This window comes from uncultured Porphyromonas sp., from assembly GCF_938046015.1.
Taxonomy (GTDB): domain Bacteria; phylum Bacteroidota; class Bacteroidia; order Bacteroidales; family Porphyromonadaceae; genus Porphyromonas.
Genome location: NZ_CALIXW010000035.1, coordinates 35,643 through 52,348 on the forward strand (window position 1 = coordinate 35,643; position 16,706 = coordinate 52,348).

Consider the following 16,706-nt stretch of genomic DNA (forward strand, 5'->3'; position numbering starts at 1 on the left):
CTTATAGGTAGCACTTAGTCCCCGAATCATCACATATAGGTATTGTGCTATCTCGGCCGAGGCTCTACCTTTGTGCTGTGAGAGTGATAAGGCTTCTGACCGCGTAACTCTTGTAAATAGTAAACCGTTTAAGTGATAAATCGAAGGACAGGATCAGCTCGGGAGAGTTGGTCCTGTTCGCTTTATATGCCCTCACTCGGGGCAGGATGTGGCGCTGGGCTCTCGCAGCCTGGAGACGGTCTGCTCTAGGCTGGAGCCCGTGGCGGTAGCCCTAGCTTAGCGCAGCTCCTCGGGGAGCTGGGGCATCGCCCCGCGGCAGGTGCAGACGTAGGCCGCTAGGTGCGAGGCGTTGTGCACCGCCTCGGCGCGGCCACGGCCCATGAGGGTGGCGCAGAGGTAGGCTGCGGCAAAGGAGTCGCCCGCACCGACCGTATCGACGACCTCGATGGGTAGGGCAGGGTGGTAGCAGCTACCCGTGACGTAGTAGACATTGACCCCTAGGGCGCCGCGCGTCAGCAGCAGGCTGTCCAGCGCATAGCGCTCCAGCAGCGTGTGGCATATCTCCTGCTCGGTGCCGTGGATATTCAGGAGCTGAGCCACGACGGGCAGCTCCTCATCATTGAGCTTGAGGATGGTAGCGTGTGCCAGGGACTGCTCGACGATCTCACGGCTGTAGTAGTGCAGGCGTAGGTTGATGTCGAAGACCTTAATACTACCTGCGGGCATCTCCTGGATGAAGCGCTGGATGGTGGCGGCACTGATGGGCGAGCGCTGCGCCAGCGAGCCGAAGCATACCGCATCGCAGCGGCGGGCAAGCTCCGCCAGCTCCTCCGTATAGGCGATATGATCCCAGGCGACGTCCTCCTTGATCTCATAGCTGGGGAGCCCCTCGCGGAGCTGCACGAGTACCCGACCTGTGGGGTAGTCTACGCGCTGTACGTAGCGGCCGAGGCCACGGGCGTCGAGCTCAGCGGCCAGTTCGTCCCCGAGGGCATCGCGCCCTAGGGCTGTGACGGCGTAGGCCTCTTGGCCGAGGCTACGGCAGTGGTAGGCGAAGTTGGCGGGCGCGCCGCCGATGGCCTTGCGGTCAGGGAAGATATCCCAGAGGCTTTCTCCTATTCCGACGATGGTGTGCATAGTGGCTGGTGCGTAGGTAAGGTGCTGTGTCTAGACGGAGGGCTAAGAGGGGGAGGGCTAGCGACGCTTGCGGCGGGTGAAGAGGCGGTGCAGGCCGTGCTGCAGCTGCCCTATGGCGATACTCATCAGCGTCGGACGTACGAAGTCCCAGGCGATGAGTGCATAGGGGGCATACTTGACCAGGCCCGCGGCATGCGTCTCGAGGACCTTGGTAAGGCGGGAGCTGGGCTTACTGGCGGCTGGGCGACTGGGGCGGCTGGGGCGCGTGAGGCTCCCCTTGTAGCCGAAGAAGCGCAGGACGGAGCTCACACCTGGCAGCTGTGTGGCGTAGTTGATGGCCTCACGCTGTGCGGTCTGCGCTAGGATTCCCTTGTAGTTCTCCTTGATGTAGCGTACGTCGCGTGCCATCTCCTCGGTAGAGCGGCTTCGCTCGACGAGGCTACGCCCGAGGCCGCGCTGCAAGGCCGTGTAGGGGACTTCGCCCTCGGGTCGGTCGAGGCTCGACTGATAGCTGATCTCGGGCGTCATACGATCCAGCTGGTCGTTGATCTTGCGGGCACGCGCCAGCACACGCCGCGCTACGGCCTGCCGTACGCAGTGTTGCAGCCAGGAGCGTAGGAGGAGCGTCAGGAGGATAAGCCCCACGTAGCCCAGAGCGAGGTAGAGGAAGCCCCAGGCGGGGGACTCATCGAAGGAGGAGGCTAGGGCGAAGCCTGCTGCGATATTGAGCGCGAGGAAGAGGAAGAAGGCGAAGAAGCCGATGATCACCCAGAAGAGGAGCCTCCCGGCACTGCGCGCCATCTGGGTGCCGATGCTGAGCACCGACACGTCGAGCTGTCGCCGACCTAGGCGATAGAGCTTGATGAGGAAGCTGTCTAACTGTAGGGTAGCCATAGGGGTGGGTAGCATAGATAGCGCTACCAGGGTGCTCAGCGTACTCGAGGTACCCTGAGTACTCTGGTAGCGCTACTCGTGGTTAATACTGCTGGGTGTGCTTTGGGGCGAGGGCTATTCCTCGTCCTTCAGCTCATCGATGAGCTCCTGCGTCTCATCGGTCAGGCGATTGCGATAGCGCTGATAGCGTTCCTTGGCTTCGTAGTAGCCCTCGACGATGCTGTCACGGGCGCGCTCTACAGAGCTGGATACATTATCTGCGAAGAGCTCGCGCTTACGACGGTCAGAGAAGTAAGCGGCGGCTGCACCTGCTGCGGCTCCAATGAGCACACCGAGGAAGAAATTCCCCTTCGAACAATTAGCCATATCCGTAATCCTTAGTAAATGGGTGAATGTGTCTAGCGTCTTTCGCTGCTGTAAAGATAGCGTAATTCTCTCAATTCCTCCTAGTGCCCCTGATCCGCCTCGCGGCTGGCTGCTCCTCTAGGCTGCCAGTGCCCGCCGCGCCTTGCTCCTGGCTGGAGGGCGCAGGGCGCGCCGTGGGGCCCGCTCCTAGGGAGGGCGCTCTGATGGGTATCCGTCAGAGCCTTGAGGGACGTCCCTCAGAGGAGTGAGGGGTATCCCTCGGACGGCTGAGGACTATCGGTCAGTGAGCCGAGGGCTATTGCTTCGCCGCGCGAGCTCTATCCATGAGCCTTGCTTGTCCTCCCAGTCGATTGCGTACGTCCAACCAATCAGCCCAGCGCAGTCTATCAACCAGCCAGTGCAGCCTGCTAACTAACCCAGTGAGCTCCATCCCTCGGGCAGCCCAGCAGCCGTCTCCTGCCGCGTGCCCCTCGGGCGCTGCCTTCCTTTACCCGCTGCGAGCGAGGAGGGGAGCGCGAAGCTATAGAGTAAGCCTCCTTTGATCCCTGCTATTCGCTAAGGTCAAGCGGCTGAGTAAGCCCTAGTGGGACGATCTGTGTCACTCGCTAAGGTCAAGCGGCTTGCTAAGCCCCAGCGGGGCGATCCGTGCAAAGCCCAGGGTGAGGGAACGCTGTAGGTGTGACGGAACCCTGGGTTAAGTTCCCCAAACATAAAGAGCCCTACAGGGGCGACCCTTAGACGGAGCAGCTGTGAAGTCGGAGCAGCATTCCTCGGCGCTGCGAGCGTTTTAAGGGTCGCCCCTGTAGGGCTTCATAGCTATTTATCTAGCCTACCCAGGGTTTGGTCGCCCTGGCAGGGCTACGCACCCTGGGCTTTGTATGGGTCGCCCCGTTGGGGCTTGTCCTCCCCGTTTGAGCAAGCTAGAGGGGAGAATACTTATTCCTCGAGGGGCTACGTCTAGGTAAAGCTCGAAGTGCTCTTCCTCTATACCCAGTTCGACGTATACATTAGCTCTGAGAGGAGGCGTGCGTAGGCGGGGCTTAGGCTAGGGACAAAAAAAGCGCGTCCCGAGACCAGACGCCTGGGGCGTGGTCTCGGGACGCTCGTGATAGCGGGGTGTCGGGCGATTAGCCGTTTACCTTGGCCATGACAGCGATCAGGTCGAGCACCTTGTTGGAGTAACCGATCTCGTTGTCGTACCAGCTGACGAGCTTGACGAACTTGTCCGTCAGAGCGATACCAGCCTTGGCGTCGAAGATAGACGTACGCGTGTCACCGAGGAAGTCGCTGGATACAACGTCTTCGTCCGTGTAGCCGAGGATACCCTTCAGCTCGCCTTCAGAAGCCTTCTTGATGACTTCGCAGATCTCTGCGTAGCTAGCAGGCTTAGCGAGGTTGACCGTGAGGTCTACGACAGAGACGTCGAGGGTAGGCACGCGGAAGCTCATACCCGTCAGCTTACCGTTGAGCTCGGGGATAACCTTACCTACAGCCTTAGCAGCACCCGTGGAGGAGGGGATGATGTTGCCGGCAGCAGCGCGGCCACCACGCCAGTCCTTAGCGCTAGGACCGTCTACCGTCTTCTGCGTAGCCGTCGTAGCGTGTACCGTCGTCATCAGACCGTCGGTGATGCCGAAGTTGTCGTGCAGCACCTTAGCCAGGGGAGCGAGACAGTTCGTCGTGCACGAAGCGTTGGATACGAACTGCGTGCCCTTGACGTACTTGTCGGTGTTGACCCCTACGACGAACATAGGCGTGTCGTCCTTGGAGGGAGCAGACATTACGACATACTTAGCACCAGCGTCGATGTGACCCTGAGCCTTGTCCTTGGAGAGGAAGAGGCCGGTAGACTCGACGACGTACTCAGCACCGATAGCGTCCCACTTCAGGTCAGCGGGGTTGCGCTCAGCGGTGATGCGGATCGTCTTGCCGTTGACTACGAGGTTACCATCCTTGACCTCGACCGTGCCATCGAAGCGACCGTGCATCGTGTCGTACTTCAGCATGTATGCCATGTACTCTGCATCGAGGAGGTCATTGATACCTACGATCTCGATGTCCGTACGCTTCTGAGCTGCACGGAAGACGAAACGGCCGATACGTCCGAAGCCGTTAATACCTACTTTAATCATCTTACTTATTACTTATACGTGAATACTATTTATACTGCTTTGGTGCGCTGGTCGAGGCAGCCCGTAGGGCATACCCGCCTTTTGCTCCGCAAATTTACGGAAATTTATCCACATCACCTAAGCGCTGCTAGGTCTCGGTGCATAATCTCCTCCCGCCTCGCTCAGCTGGGGGCGAGACTCGCGGTCGAAGGCGCGTCAGAGGGGCTCTAAGCCAAGGGGAAAAGGGCTCCTGAGGGATATCCGTCAGACGCCCGACGGACGGCAGTCAGCGCCGTGAGGGACGGCAGTCAGCGGGCTGAGGGCTATCCCTCGCGGCGTGAGCAGCGGACTCTTGCCGCGCTGAGCTGCCTAAGCGGCCTTGCTTGAGGCCGCTTGGACAGCTGTCGTGGTGCTTATGGGGAGGGGAAATCGCCCTTGGTCGGGGAGGAGGGGGCGCTTACGCAGCGCTTAGGCCAAGGGGGCTGTGGGGGCCTCGAGGAGGGCCAGGGCGGACTCGAGGAGGTCGGGGGCGCTGGCGTCGAGCCAATGGATGGAGGGGTCGCGCTGCCACCAGCTGAGCTGCTTGCGGGCATAGTGGCGGCTGTTGCGCTGGATGAGGCGGATGGCCTCGGCGCGGTCGATGGTGCCATCGAAGTAGGCGAAGAGCTCCTTGTAGCCTACGGTGTTCAGCGCGTTGAGCTCGCGGTAGGGGTAGACGGCGCGCGCCTCGGCCTCCAGCCCCACCTCGAGCATCAGCTCCACACGCCGATCTATGCGGGCGTAGAGCTCGGGGCGTGGGCGCTGGAGCCCGACCCTCAGGATGCGGAAGGGGCGCTGCTTGGGCTCCCCTCGGTGGTAGCTGGTGAAGGGGCGGCCCGTGGCGAGGTAGACCTCCCAGGCATGGAGGAGGCGCTTGTAGTTGGCTGGGTCGACCTGGCTCAGATAGTCGGGGTCGACCCGCTCCAGCTCCTGGCGTATGCCCTCTAGCCCCTCGGCCTCGTAGCGCTGCCAGACGGCACGGCGCAGCTCCTCGGGCACGCTGGGCACGGCGTCGAGCCCGCGGCAGAGCGCATCGACGTACATCATCGAGCCGCCCGAGACGAGGACGACGGGATGCTCCGCGAAGAGTCCCGCGAGCGTCTCCAGCGCCTCCTGCTCGTAGTCGGAGGCGCTGTAGTAGTCGTGGATGCTGTGTGTGCCTACGAAGTAATGAGGTACAGCCGCTCGCTCCTCTAGGGAGGGGGCAGCTGTGCCTATAGGGAGCTCGCGGTAGATCTGCCGCGAGTCAGCCGAGAGGATGCTCGTGGAGAGGCGCTGCGCCAGGCGGATACTTAGCTCCGTCTTGCCTACCCCCGTGGCCCCCACGAGGACTAGGAGCAGCGGGCTGCTAGTAGAGGCTCTCGGCATCCGCGATATCGAAGCCCTCGAGGTCAAGCTCATCCTCGCTGAAGGACTCATCCCCGAAGTCCTCGCCCTCGAAGGGCGTCCCAGAGATGGCCGCAGCGCGTGTCAGCGACTCCTCGAAGGAGGCGATCTGCTTCGGCGCCTTGCCCTCACTGAGGATCATCTGGGGGGTCTCGAGGCTCTTGCCTGGCTGCAGCTCCTCGACCTCGATGAAGAGGCCGCGCTCACTGAGCATGTCGAAGACGAAGAAGAGGTGGTCGCCACGGCGCTCGAGCTTGTCCTCCAGCAGCGTGTCGGCCATCAGCAGGCTGTCCTCGTCGGGGCGTGAGCCCATGTCCATGCGGGTGATCTCCTCCTCCTTCTGCCAGTCCTCGTCGCAGACGTAGAAGCTCGTCAGCTCGTCGGGACGGTAGCCCAGGCTGTCGAGGATGAAGTCATTGAGCTGCAGGAAGCTCGCCTCGGAGTCGATGAGTAGCTCGCGGCGGAAGAAGTCGTTCTCGTCCGAGAGCAGGGATAGACGGTATACCATAATATAGGTGGATCTAGGTGCGGGCGCGCCCCAGCAGCAGCGCCCCCGTGCTGGGTGCTAGGCGCTGCTACGGGTGCGCTACTTGGGCTGCGTGAGGGAGAGGCAGAGCTCGTCGAGCTGCTCCTGGTCGATGAGCGAGGGCGCATCGATCATCACGTCGCGGCCAGAGTTATTCTTGGGGAAGGCGATACAGTCACGGATGCTGTCCAGCCCAGCGAAGAGCGAGACGAAGCGATCCAGCCCGTAGGCCAGCCCGCCGTGGGGAGGAGCCCCGTACTTGAAGGCATTCATCAGGAAGCCGAACTGCTCCTGAGCCTTCTCTGGGGTGAAGCCGAGGAGGTCGAACATCTGTGCCTGCAGCCCGCTGTCGTGGATACGGATCGAGCCACCGCCGACCTCGACGCCGTTGATGACCATGTCGTAGGCATTGGCACGCACGGCTCCTGGGTCGGTCGCCAGTAGGGGGATGTCCTCGGGCTTGGGTGAGGTGAAGGGGTGGTGCATGGCGTAGAAGCGCTGCGTCTCCTCATCCCACTCGAAGAGCGGGAAGTCCACCACCCAGAGGCAGGAGAACTGGCGCTTGTCTCTGAGCCCGAGCTGCGAGCCCAGCTCAAGCCGGAGCTCGCAGAGCTGCTTGCGTACCTTCATCGGCTCGTCCCCCGAGAGGATGAGGATGAGGTCGCCGGGTACGGCCTGCATCTTGGAGGCCAGTGCCTGCAGCGTCTCCTGGCTGTAGAACTTGTCCACGCTGCTCTTGACCGTGCCGTCGGCCTCGACGCGTGCGTAGACCATCCCCTTAGCACCGATCTGCGGGCGCTTGACGAAGTCCGTCAGGGCATCCAGCTGCTTACGCGTGTAGCTGGCGGTACCCTGGGCACAGATGCCCCCGATGTAGGCGGCATCGTCGAAGACCCCGAAGCCGAAGCCCGAGAGCGTATCCTTGAGCTCTACAAACTCCATGCCAAAGCGCGTGTCGGGCTTGTCCGACCCGTAGCGGCTCATCGCCTCCTGCCAGCTCATGCGGGGGAAGGGAGTGGTGACCTCCACGCCCAGCAGCTCCTGGAAGAGGTACTTCGTCATGCCCTCGAAGATGGTCAGCACGTCCTCCTGCTCCACGAAGCTCATCTCGCAGTCGATCTGCGTGAACTCGGGCTGGCGGTCGGCGCGCAGGTCTTCGTCGCGGAAGCACTTGACGATCTGGAAGTAGCGGTCGAAGCCGCTGACCATCAGCAGCTGCTTGAAGGTCTGCGGTGACTGCGGCAGGGCGTAGAACTGATTGGGGTTCATGCGCGAGGGCACGACGAAGTCGCGGGCGCCCTCAGGGGTAGACTTGATCAGTACGGGCGTCTCGACCTCGAGGAAGCCCTGGGCGTCGAGGTAGCGACGTACGGCTAGGGCGAAGCGGTGACGCAGCTCGAGGTTGGAGCGCACGCAGCTGCGGCGTAGGTCGAGGTAGCGGTACTTCATACGCAGGTCATCACCGCCGTCGGTCTCGTCCTCGATGGTGAAGGGGGGGACCTCCGAGGCGTTGAGCACGCTGAGGCGCTCGACGAGGATCTCGATGTCGCCCGTGTCGAGCTTGGGGTTCTTGTTCTCACGCTCGGCGACCTTGCCCGAGACCTGGATGACGTATTCGCGTCCCAGCTTCTCAGCCTGGGCGATGAGGTCGGGGCCGACGAGGCTCTCGTTGAAGACCAGCTGCGTGATGCCGTAGCGGTCACGCAGATCGACGAAGATCATGCCGCCCATGCGACGTGCCTTCTGTACCCAGCCGGCGAGCGTGACCTGCTCCCCGACCTGGCTGAGGCGCAGCGCGCCGCAGGTAGTAGTGCGATACATAGCTATATCTATTGTATGGTGTTGTCTCTAGCGCAAAAGTACGAAGAATTGACCGACCGCGCCCTGCCGTGCGCCTTCGGCCCTGAGCTGCTTAGGCTGTAGACTCAGCCCGCCTAGCGCTGAGGCGCCCTGAGCCCCTCGGGGCTGGATAGCGAGGAGGCCACCGAGCAGGGTCGCTCGGTGGCCTCTATAGGGCGCTTAGGCCTTGTCTGTCTCCCGCCGCTGCTTACTCTAGGAGGGAGGTAGCGGCGCGGGAGCTAGAGCTCTAGAGCCTAATCCCGTACTGCAGCTCCAGGAGGATGGGGGTCTCGCCTCTCTGGCTGCTCGAGGACCAAAACTTCGTGCCATCATACATGTGTATGCGGTTACGAACGTAGCCCAGCCCTAGGGCGGTGCGCAGGTAGCTCTTTTGGCTCAGCCCGAAGGTCCATCCGAAGCTCAGGGCTCGGCCAAGGCTATAGTCTGTCCACATATACTCGCTTGGCTTGGGGCCGAAGAGGGAGAGCTTGTTTCCTCCCTCGATTGCTAGGCGGAAGCTCAGATAGCCCCCCTTCTGATAGTAGGGGCTGGTGGAGGCCTTGGAGAAGTACCAGCGTGGGGCGAACTCTAGGTAAGGGGCTAGACCGCTGAAGTTCAGCTCTCCCTTCCCGCTAGCCCCTTTGCTATAGCCTAGCCCGATAGCCAAGCCTGTCCGAGCGGTGAGGGAGAAGCGGCGAGAGAGTCGGAACTCGTAGCTGAGCCCATTATGGGAGCCGAGCTCGAAGCCGTACTGGTGGCGCTGCAGGGGAGCCTCAGCCTCCTGCGCTAGGAGTGTGCCTGTCCCAAGGGCTAGGGTGAGCCCTAGCTGTAGGATCGTTTTCTTCATATTGATCTTAATATGTAGTGTAGCTGACAGCCTCCCTGCGGGTGCAGGGGGCACCCGTCGCTTCGCCTCCTAGGCGAGTGGCGGGGTGTAGCAGAGGCAAAGATATAGGAATTATCCGCACAGCGCAAGGCGCTGGTGTCACGAAGGGCGCAGGAGGCTAAGACGGATGCTCTTAGCCCCCTGCGCTTGGGGAGAGAGGAGGGTCGTGCTAGGCTTGGCGGCGGGCTTCGGGATGGGGGCGGCTCGGGCTAGTTCGCCTGGGGACGAAGGGTGATGACGGCGTATTCGCTCTGGGTGCCTATGCGGTACTTGCCGCCCCAGATGCCTATGCCGCTCGAGACGTAGTACTGCGTGGCGCCGCGGCGGTGGTAGCCGTGTGCCCGCTCGTAGAGCTGGTCCACGACGAGGTTGAGGGGGAAGACCTGCCCGCGGTGCGTATGCCCCGAGAGCTGGAGGTCTATGCCCGCCTGCTCGGCCTCCTCGAGGTGGTGGGGCTGGTGGTCGAGCAGGAGGATGGGCTTCGTGCGGTCGAGCCCTGCCGTCAGCTCCTGCAGCGAGCGGCGACGGCGATTGGTCGCATCATCGCGCCCGATGATGTAGAGCTTGTCCTCGAATGTGGCTACCGAGTCCTGCAGCAGCTGGATCTTCGTCTGACGGATGAAGCTCTTCTCTCGCGCCTCGCCGCCGATGTACTCATGATTGCCGAGACAGGCGTAGACGGGGGCCTCGAGCTGATTCACCAGTTCGGCCAGGCGATCCTCCAGCACGGGGCGCACGTCGCCATCCACGAGGTCGCCCGCGATGAGGATGAGGTCGGGGCGCTCGGCATTGATGAGCTGTACCCAGCGGCTCAGCTCCTCGCGGCCTATGGTGTAGCCTAGGTGCAGGTCACTGATGCCGACGATCTTGATCGGGCGCTCCAGCTGCTTGGCCACGGTGAGCTCCAGCGGTACGCGCTCTTTGTGCTGGTAGCGGTAGCTGCCCCAGGCGAAGATGCCGACGATGAGGAGCCCCAGCGCGCCCGCCAGCGGCCAGCTCGGGGCGAGGAGCGGTCGTAGCTGTGGGATGAGGCGCAGCAGGTCGAGCGCGAGGAAGAGGAGGACGAGGTAGAGCAGCCAGAAGATCCAGGACGTGCTGAAGGGGTAGGTATAGCGCGTCACGGCTACCGACAGACTGCCCCTGAGGAGCAGGCTGATGAGGCTGAGAGCGAAGGCCCCGAGCCACAGCCCTAGGACGATCCAGCGCAGGGCAGGCGTCATGGGGGCGATGGTCACGAGGCGCCAGCTAGAGTAGCCGAGGCCGAGGAGGAGGACGGAGATGGCCGTCACGATCATCGCTATAGGAGGCATAGGGGAGCAAGCGCTTAGTGACGGAGGTCGCGCGGCTCGACGGGGATATTGCGCTTGAGGATCAGGCGCAGCGAGCGGTCGTAGGTGATGTAGTTCCAGACCCAGTTCAGCAGGACGATGATCTTATTGCGCACCGAGAGAATGGAGCGTAGGTGCACGACCAGCCAGAGCAGCCAGGCGGAGAAGCCGCCCCACTTCAGACGGCCGATCTCGGCCACGGCCTTATTACGCCCTATGGTGGCCATAGAGCCCAGGTCGCGGTAGGCGAAGGGACGCTGAGGACGGCCCTCGAGGCGTGCCTTGAGGTTAGAGGCCAGGAGCTTCGCCTGCTGTAGGGCTACCTGCGCCTGCTGTGGATGTCCCTGCGGGTAGTTGGGGTCCGTGGTCATGAGGCTCTGGTCGCCGAGGGCGAAGATGTCGGGGTAGCCGAGGACCTCGCTATGGGCGTCGACGAGGATGCGGCGGCCACGGCCGAGGGTCTCTGCCGCGAGGCCCGCCACCTCGTTGGCGGTGATACCGCTCACCCAGATGACGGTGCGGGAGCGCATGACCTCGCCGTCGGCGAAGGAGAGCGTCAGCCCGTCGTAGTCGGTGACCATCTTGCCGAAGTGCAGCTCCACCCCTAGGCTCCTCAGCCCACGGGCTGCGGCCTCGGAGCTCTTCTCACTCATCGCCCCCAAGAGGCGTGGTGCGGCATCCACCAGATGGATCTCGAAGGCGTCGATATCCAGCCCCGGGTAGTCCTTGGGCAGGACGTAGCGCTTCATCTCCGCCAGCGCCCCAGCGATCTCGACCCCTGAGGGGCCGCCGCCGACGATGATGACGCGCAGCAGGGCGGCCTGCTCCTCGGGATGGTCTGCCACCAGTGCCTGCTCGATATGCTGAAGTAGGATGTTACGTAGGTTTATCGACTCGTAGAGCGTCTTCATCGGTAGGGCGTGGCGCGCCACCTGCTCCTTGCCGAAGAAGTTCGTCGTCCCGCCGCAGGCCAGCACGAGGTAGTCGTAGCTGACGGGCCCCACGGAGGTGAGGAGCTGCTTCTGCTCGGCGTCGACCGCCTCCACCGAGGCTAGGCGGAAGAGGAAGTTATCCTTGCGGCGGAAGGCCGAGCGGAAGGGGAAGGCGATGCTGCTGGGCTCGAGGCCCGAGGAGGCCACCTGGTAGATCAGCGGGGGGAACTGGTGGTAGTTGTTCTGATCGATCAGGACGATCTGGAAGCGACTACTATCGAGCTCCTGGGCGAGCTTGAGCCCGCCGAAGCCTCCGCCTGCGATGACCACGCGGGGCAGCGAGGAGCTGGGGATATTGATGCTCATAGATTGGAATAGCTAAATACGTCTTTATTCGTCTGCAGGGATAGAACCGCCCTTGTGGGCAAAAGGTTACGAGCCCTGTGCCCTACCTGTCGCACGGCTGCTTCCCCTAGGCTTACCGCCCGAGCGCGGCTGTGGGGGAGGCTTCTTGAGGGATATCAGTCAGCGCCGTGAGGGACGTCTGTCAGGTGCGTCAGGGACGTCCGTCAGCGCCGTGAGAGATATCCCTCAGCGCAGCCCCCTGGAAGCTGGGCGCTCGCTACCCCCTTGCCGCTGGCGGCAGTCGTAGACCACCCGTGGGGGCTCCCCGTAGCGCGGCTGTGGGGCTTCGTTCGCTTGGTGGCGAGCTAGCTCTAGGCTGAGCCGAGCTGATGGGGCTCCCCCCTTAGGCAGGGGCTGTCGCTCCCTTAGCGGGGGGGCGCCGCGGCTAGCTCGCCGAATGGGAATAGATGTGTACATTTGCTCCTAGTACAATGACTACAAATAAGCTGACAAGTATGAAGCCCAAGCAACTGCTATCCCCCACCGTCGTACGCACGATACTCCTCGTCGTCTACTGCCTCATCGGCTGGTGGCTCTTCTACTATCACGAGGGGATGAGCCTCCGGGAGGCCTATCGGAGCCTCCTGCCGCTGCTCCTCTTCGTGCTCTGCCTGCCTGCGGCAGCTGCACGGACGCAGCGCTTCCTCGCCCGACTGCGTCGCGAGTCCCAGCAGCAGGCCTAGCCCTCCGATAGACACTCCTACATCTAAGTACGACAGCGCCCGCCTCCCCAGCTAGGGAAGGCGGGCGCTGTCTGTAGTAGGTGTGCTGAGCAGCGGCGCTAGTCGGCGATGATGCTCATCTCGGCACCGCTGGCGTAGTCGCCACCGTTCTGCGCCGAGAGGGCCGTGAAGCGGAGGTAGCGGGCGCGCTGAGGCTGGCTGAGGTCGACGCGCTTGAGCTTCTTGTCCTTGACGAAGCTCCCCTTCTGCACCTCCGTCCAGGTCTTGCCGTCCTGACTGATGGAGATGGCGTAGTCCTTGACGTCGCCCGTCCAGCTCTCATCCTGACGTGGCAGGTAGGTGAAGGCTCGGATGAGCTTGGGCTGAAGGATGTCAAAGTCGACCCAGTGGGGGTACTTGGCTACCGTCACGGAGTACATGCTGTGCCAGATCGAGGCGGGGTCGAAGTCGAGGAGGTTCGCTGCCTCGTCGCCGTAGGGCACCTCCTCGCTGCTGGCAGAGAGGATGGTCGCCTGCACCGTCTCTACGCGGGTGAAGTGCTCGACGCTCACCAGCTCGGGGTGACGCCTATCCCAGGCCTTGACCTCGACGGGCTCGCGCATCAGCACGGGGCCCGTGTAGCGCTGCGCCTTAGTCTTGCCGATCTGGATCATCAGCTCGGCGCCAGGGCGTGCCTTCAGGCTGAGCATGCCATCCAGCCCGCGGGCGATGATGGGAGCAGCGGCTGCCTGGGGGACGGTCGTGCTGTGCGTCTGCTGAGGCTTGATACCACGCAGCGGGCGGATTGTCAGGCCGAAGTAGTGGGGCTCGGCCTTCGTCTGGTACTGCTCGGTGGGAGGGCCCTGACCGCAGCTGAAGCCGCCGAGACCCGTGGAGCTGATCCCCAGCACGAGGTGCGTATCCCCAGCAGGGGGCAGCTCCGTGGGGTGTGGGGCGAACAGCAGATCCAGGGCCGAGTAGGGCAGGGCGGAGCTCGTCATCACGCTGTCGGAGATGAAGAGGAGGCCATTGCCTGCGGCGTTCGTCAGGCTCGTCCAGCGTACGTCCTCGCGGTTGGCCATCGTCTGGGGCTTGGGGAAGGAGATGAACTGGCCTGCGACGGTGCTCTGGTGGAGCTGGACGAACTGGCCGCTCTTGCGGTCGCCGTAGTTATTGATCGGGCCACGGCCGTAGTAGCGGTACTGGTCGTAGCTCTTGGGCAGGACGAACTCATAGCCGAGACGCGCCAGGACGAGGTTCGGCTTATTGGAGCTGATGCCCGAGTTCAGCTGGATCGTCCCGTCGGGGCGTACCGTCCAGACGACCTGTGAGGTGAAGTGGAAGTCCTCGGGACCGAAGCGCTGCGTCGTGTCCTCGATGATCTCGTAGCGGCCCGAGGCGCGCTCCATCTTGAGGACGGCAGCGTTCGGCGCCTGTGAGCGCACGGTGAAGAAGAGCTGTAGCGAGCCGTCGGCGAGGTGCTGCACCTTGTACTGCTGTACCTGATGGCGGAGGTTGTGCAGGCCGTTGGCTACCCAGCGTCTGCGTGCCCAGATATCATTGTCGGCAGGGGCGCGGAAGGCGTCGAGGCGGGGACCCTGACCAGGGCGCAGCAGCGTATCGCCTGCGTAGACGAGGCTGGAGAGCGTACCCTCCTTGAGGTCGAAGGCAGCGGAGAAGTCCCTACCCGTGACGCTGTAGCTATCCCCCTCCTTAGTGACCTTCGCCAGGCGCAGTCCGCCCGTAGGCTGGGCGACCTCAGGGCGCTTGCTCTGGTAGGGGAGCTGCTCGTCGGCCTGCACGTAGCCAGCCTTAGCCCAGGGCTTGTCTACCTTGAGGGCGAGCCCGAGGGTGAGGAAGTACTCCTTCTCGGGCGAGGCCACCCCCAGCTGGCTGGGATCTAGGCTCAGCTCGGCCGACTGGCGAGGCCCGATGGCGGGGAGCTGCTGCGTGCCGCTCTTGGTGACCACGCCGTCCTCGATGAGGCGCCAGCGTAGCTCGTAGTCGGAGAGGTCGGTGAAGTAGTTCTTATTGCTGATGCGCAGGCGGTGCGCTGCACGGTCAGCCCAGGCGAAGCCTACATTCTGATACACCTTCTTGACCTCGTAGTACTGAGGCTTGGGCTCGAGGTCAGCGAAGACCAGGCCGTTCATGACGAACATCCCGCTATTGGGCTTGTCGCCGAAGTCACCGCCGTAGGCTAGGTAGCGCGTGCCGTCGGGCTTATAGTTGTAGAGCGCCTGGTCGACCCAGTCCCAGATGGCACCGCCGCAGATGAAGTTGGTGCTCTCGATGGCCTGCCACATGTCGCTGAGGCCGCCACAGGCATTGCCCATGGAGTGGGCGTACTCCGAGATGTGGAAGGGATACTTGATCTTGTAGCCACCCTTCGCCGCACCCTGCACCCAGGAGACGGAGGGGTACTGGTTGGAGCCCATGTCGACGATCTCGTTGTTGCGCTCGTACTGGATGGGGCGCGAGGTGTCGAGCTTCTTGGTAGCCTGGTAGCTCTTGACGAAGTTCACGCCTGGGCCCGCCTCGTTACCCAGCGACCAGATGACGATGGAGGGGTGGTTATAGTTGGCATGCACCATCTCCAGCATGCGCGCCACGTGCTGCGTCTCCCACTCGGGGACGTGCGAGAGCGAGGCCTCGCCGTAGTAGTACTCGTGCGACTCGATGTTGGCCTCGTCCTCGAGGTAGATACCGTACTTGTCGCAGAGGTAGTACCAGTAGGGGCTGGGGGGGTAGTGCGAGTTGCGCACGTGGTTGATATTGGCGCGCTTCATCATCATGACCTCGCGCTCCATCTGCTCCTTGGTGATGGCGTGGCCTAGGGCGGGGTTGGTCTCGTGGCGGTTCGTGCCCTTGAGCTTGACGGGCTTGCCATTGACATAGTAGTAGCGCCCAGCGATGCCGAACTCATCCTCCGAGGCAGGCGTGTCCTTGATCTCCACCGTGCGGAAGCCCGTGTAGGTCGAGGCCTTATCTAGGAGCGTCTTGCCCGCAGCGTCGTAGAGCTCGGCCACGAGGACATAGCGCCAAGGTGCTTCGGCAGACCACATTCGGGGCTGCGAGAGCGTCAGCTGCGCCTCCGTCGTGCCGAAGGCGCTTACCTTCGCTGTGGCCGTAGCTACGGGACGTGCTTCGGCTTCGTCCGAGTAGAGGGGCAGGCCGTAGAGGCTGTAGCGGAGCTGCTGCCCAGGCTTAGCCTTTTTGCTCAGGGAGCTCACCTCGGCGGTGATGCTCAGCGTGCCCGTCTGGTAGTCCTTCGTGAGGCCGGGCAGTACACGCAGGTCACGCAGCTGCGTCTGGGGCTTGGCCGTCAGGTAGACGGAGCGGAAGATCCCCGGCAGGCGGAACATGTCCTGCGACTCGAGGAAGGAGCCATCGCTGCTACGGTAGACCTCGACGGCCACGGTATGCTCCTTGAGCTTGGGGTCGAGGTAGGGGGAGATGTCGAAGGAGGCGAGGTTGCGCGAGTTCTTCGAGAAGCCCACGTAGCGCCCGTCGATCCAGAGATAGAAGAAGGAGTCTACGCCGTCGAAGTTGAGGTAGACGGCCTTGCCCGCCCACTCACTGGGGACACTGAACTGGCGCAGGTAGGAGCCCACCTCGTTTCGATCGCGGTAGGTCGTCCAGTCCTTGGGGGGCGTACGCATGACGCCCTTCTTCCAGTCGCCGACCTTGACCTCGTGGTAGAAGATCACGGGCTGATTGACGTAGATAGGTGTGCCGTAGCGCTGCGTGCCGTCCTTCTGCAGGCCGTAGACGTTCCAGCTCATCGGGACATTGACCTCATCCCAGCGGGAGGCGTCGTAGCCCAGGCGGTAGAAGTCCTGGGGACGCTCCTCAGGGGTGCGTACCCAGTGGAAGCGCCAGCGGCCGTCGAGGCTGCGGTAGAGGCTACTGTGCTCGGGCAGCACACGCTCGGCACGGTCGCCCGCGGCGAAGGAGAAGAAATAGCTGTGGGGGAGCTGCTTGTTGCGTGCGTAGTCCTCGGGGCTCTGCCACTCCTGCCCTGTGGGGGCGGCCTCCGTACGGAAGGAGTAGCCAGGCAGCAGGGCCTGAGCGCCGAGGTCTACTCCACGGCCTAGGAGCAGCGCGGCTGCGGCGAGCAGCACGAGGCGCTTCTTGGTGTAGCGATTCATGTCGGTGTAGTAGACGTTTTGGATGGTATATCTATTGTGTACTC

Annotated in this window: 12 protein-coding genes; 1 reads left to right on the plus strand and 11 read right to left on the minus strand. The window is 63.0% G+C overall.

What is annotated here, in order from left to right; genetic code table 11:
- Positions 1–276 precede the first annotated feature (276 nt).
- From Q0248_RS03585 to Q0248_RS03630, 10 genes are all read right to left on the minus strand, one after another.
- The gene (locus tag Q0248_RS03585; protein WP_299319818.1) at positions 277–1,137 is read right to left on the minus strand and encodes a carbohydrate kinase; all 861 of its coding nucleotides are present in this window, start codon (positions 1,135–1,137) and stop codon (positions 277–279) included.
- Between the two features lie 57 nt (positions 1,138–1,194).
- Positions 1,195–2,031, minus strand: a complete 837-nt coding sequence (locus Q0248_RS03590) for a hypothetical protein (RefSeq protein ID WP_299319820.1) — start codon at positions 2,029–2,031, stop codon at positions 1,195–1,197.
- Positions 2,032–2,145: 114 nt separating this feature from the next.
- Positions 2,146–2,397 carry a YtxH domain-containing protein gene (locus Q0248_RS03595; RefSeq protein ID WP_211788325.1) on the minus strand — a complete coding sequence of 84 codons (252 nt, stop codon included), beginning with the start codon at positions 2,395–2,397 and terminating at the stop codon, positions 2,146–2,148.
- 1,127 nt (positions 2,398–3,524) lie between these two features.
- The gene (gene gap, locus Q0248_RS03600) at positions 3,525–4,529 is read right to left on the minus strand and encodes a type I glyceraldehyde-3-phosphate dehydrogenase (protein ID WP_211788324.1); all 1,005 of its coding nucleotides are present in this window, start codon (positions 4,527–4,529) and stop codon (positions 3,525–3,527) included.
- 447 nt (positions 4,530–4,976) lie between these two features.
- Positions 4,977–5,915 (minus strand): tRNA (adenosine(37)-N6)-dimethylallyltransferase MiaA, encoded by a 939-nt coding sequence (miaA, locus tag Q0248_RS03605; RefSeq protein WP_299319824.1) that lies wholly within the window; start codon positions 5,913–5,915, stop codon positions 4,977–4,979.
- Positions 5,896–6,441, minus strand: coding sequence for a hypothetical protein (locus Q0248_RS03610; protein WP_299319826.1), 546 nt, complete (start codon positions 6,439–6,441; stop codon positions 5,896–5,898). The genes miaA and Q0248_RS03610 overlap by 20 nt, the downstream gene beginning before the upstream one ends.
- A 78-nt stretch (positions 6,442–6,519) precedes the next feature.
- Complete coding sequence (gene aspS, locus Q0248_RS03615) at positions 6,520–8,280, minus strand: aspartate--tRNA ligase (RefSeq protein WP_299319828.1); 1,761 nt, start codon at positions 8,278–8,280, stop codon at positions 6,520–6,522.
- A gap of 265 nt (positions 8,281–8,545) precedes the next feature.
- Positions 8,546–9,145: a hypothetical protein gene (locus Q0248_RS03620; protein WP_299319830.1), complete on the minus strand. Its 600-nt coding sequence runs from the start codon at positions 9,143–9,145 to the stop codon at positions 8,546–8,548.
- A 248-nt stretch (positions 9,146–9,393) separates the two neighbouring features.
- The gene (locus tag Q0248_RS03625) at positions 9,394–10,494 is read right to left on the minus strand and encodes a metallophosphoesterase (RefSeq protein ID WP_299319832.1); all 1,101 of its coding nucleotides are present in this window, start codon (positions 10,492–10,494) and stop codon (positions 9,394–9,396) included.
- Between the two features lie 14 nt (positions 10,495–10,508).
- Positions 10,509–11,810, minus strand: coding sequence for an NAD(P)/FAD-dependent oxidoreductase (locus Q0248_RS03630; protein ID WP_299319833.1), 1,302 nt, complete (start codon positions 11,808–11,810; stop codon positions 10,509–10,511).
- Positions 11,811–12,304: 494 nt separating this feature from the next.
- Between Q0248_RS03630 and Q0248_RS03635 the strand changes: the two genes are divergently transcribed.
- Entirely contained in the window at positions 12,305–12,532 is a 228-nt protein-coding gene (locus tag Q0248_RS03635) for a hypothetical protein (protein WP_299319834.1), read from the plus strand.
- Positions 12,533–12,630: 98 nt separating this feature from the next.
- Here the strand turns inward: Q0248_RS03635 and Q0248_RS03640 are convergent, their stop codons facing one another.
- Complete coding sequence (locus Q0248_RS03640) at positions 12,631–16,662, minus strand: glycoside hydrolase family 2 TIM barrel-domain containing protein (RefSeq protein ID WP_299319836.1); 4,032 nt, start codon at positions 16,660–16,662, stop codon at positions 12,631–12,633.
- Positions 16,663–16,706: the final 44 nt, after the last annotated feature.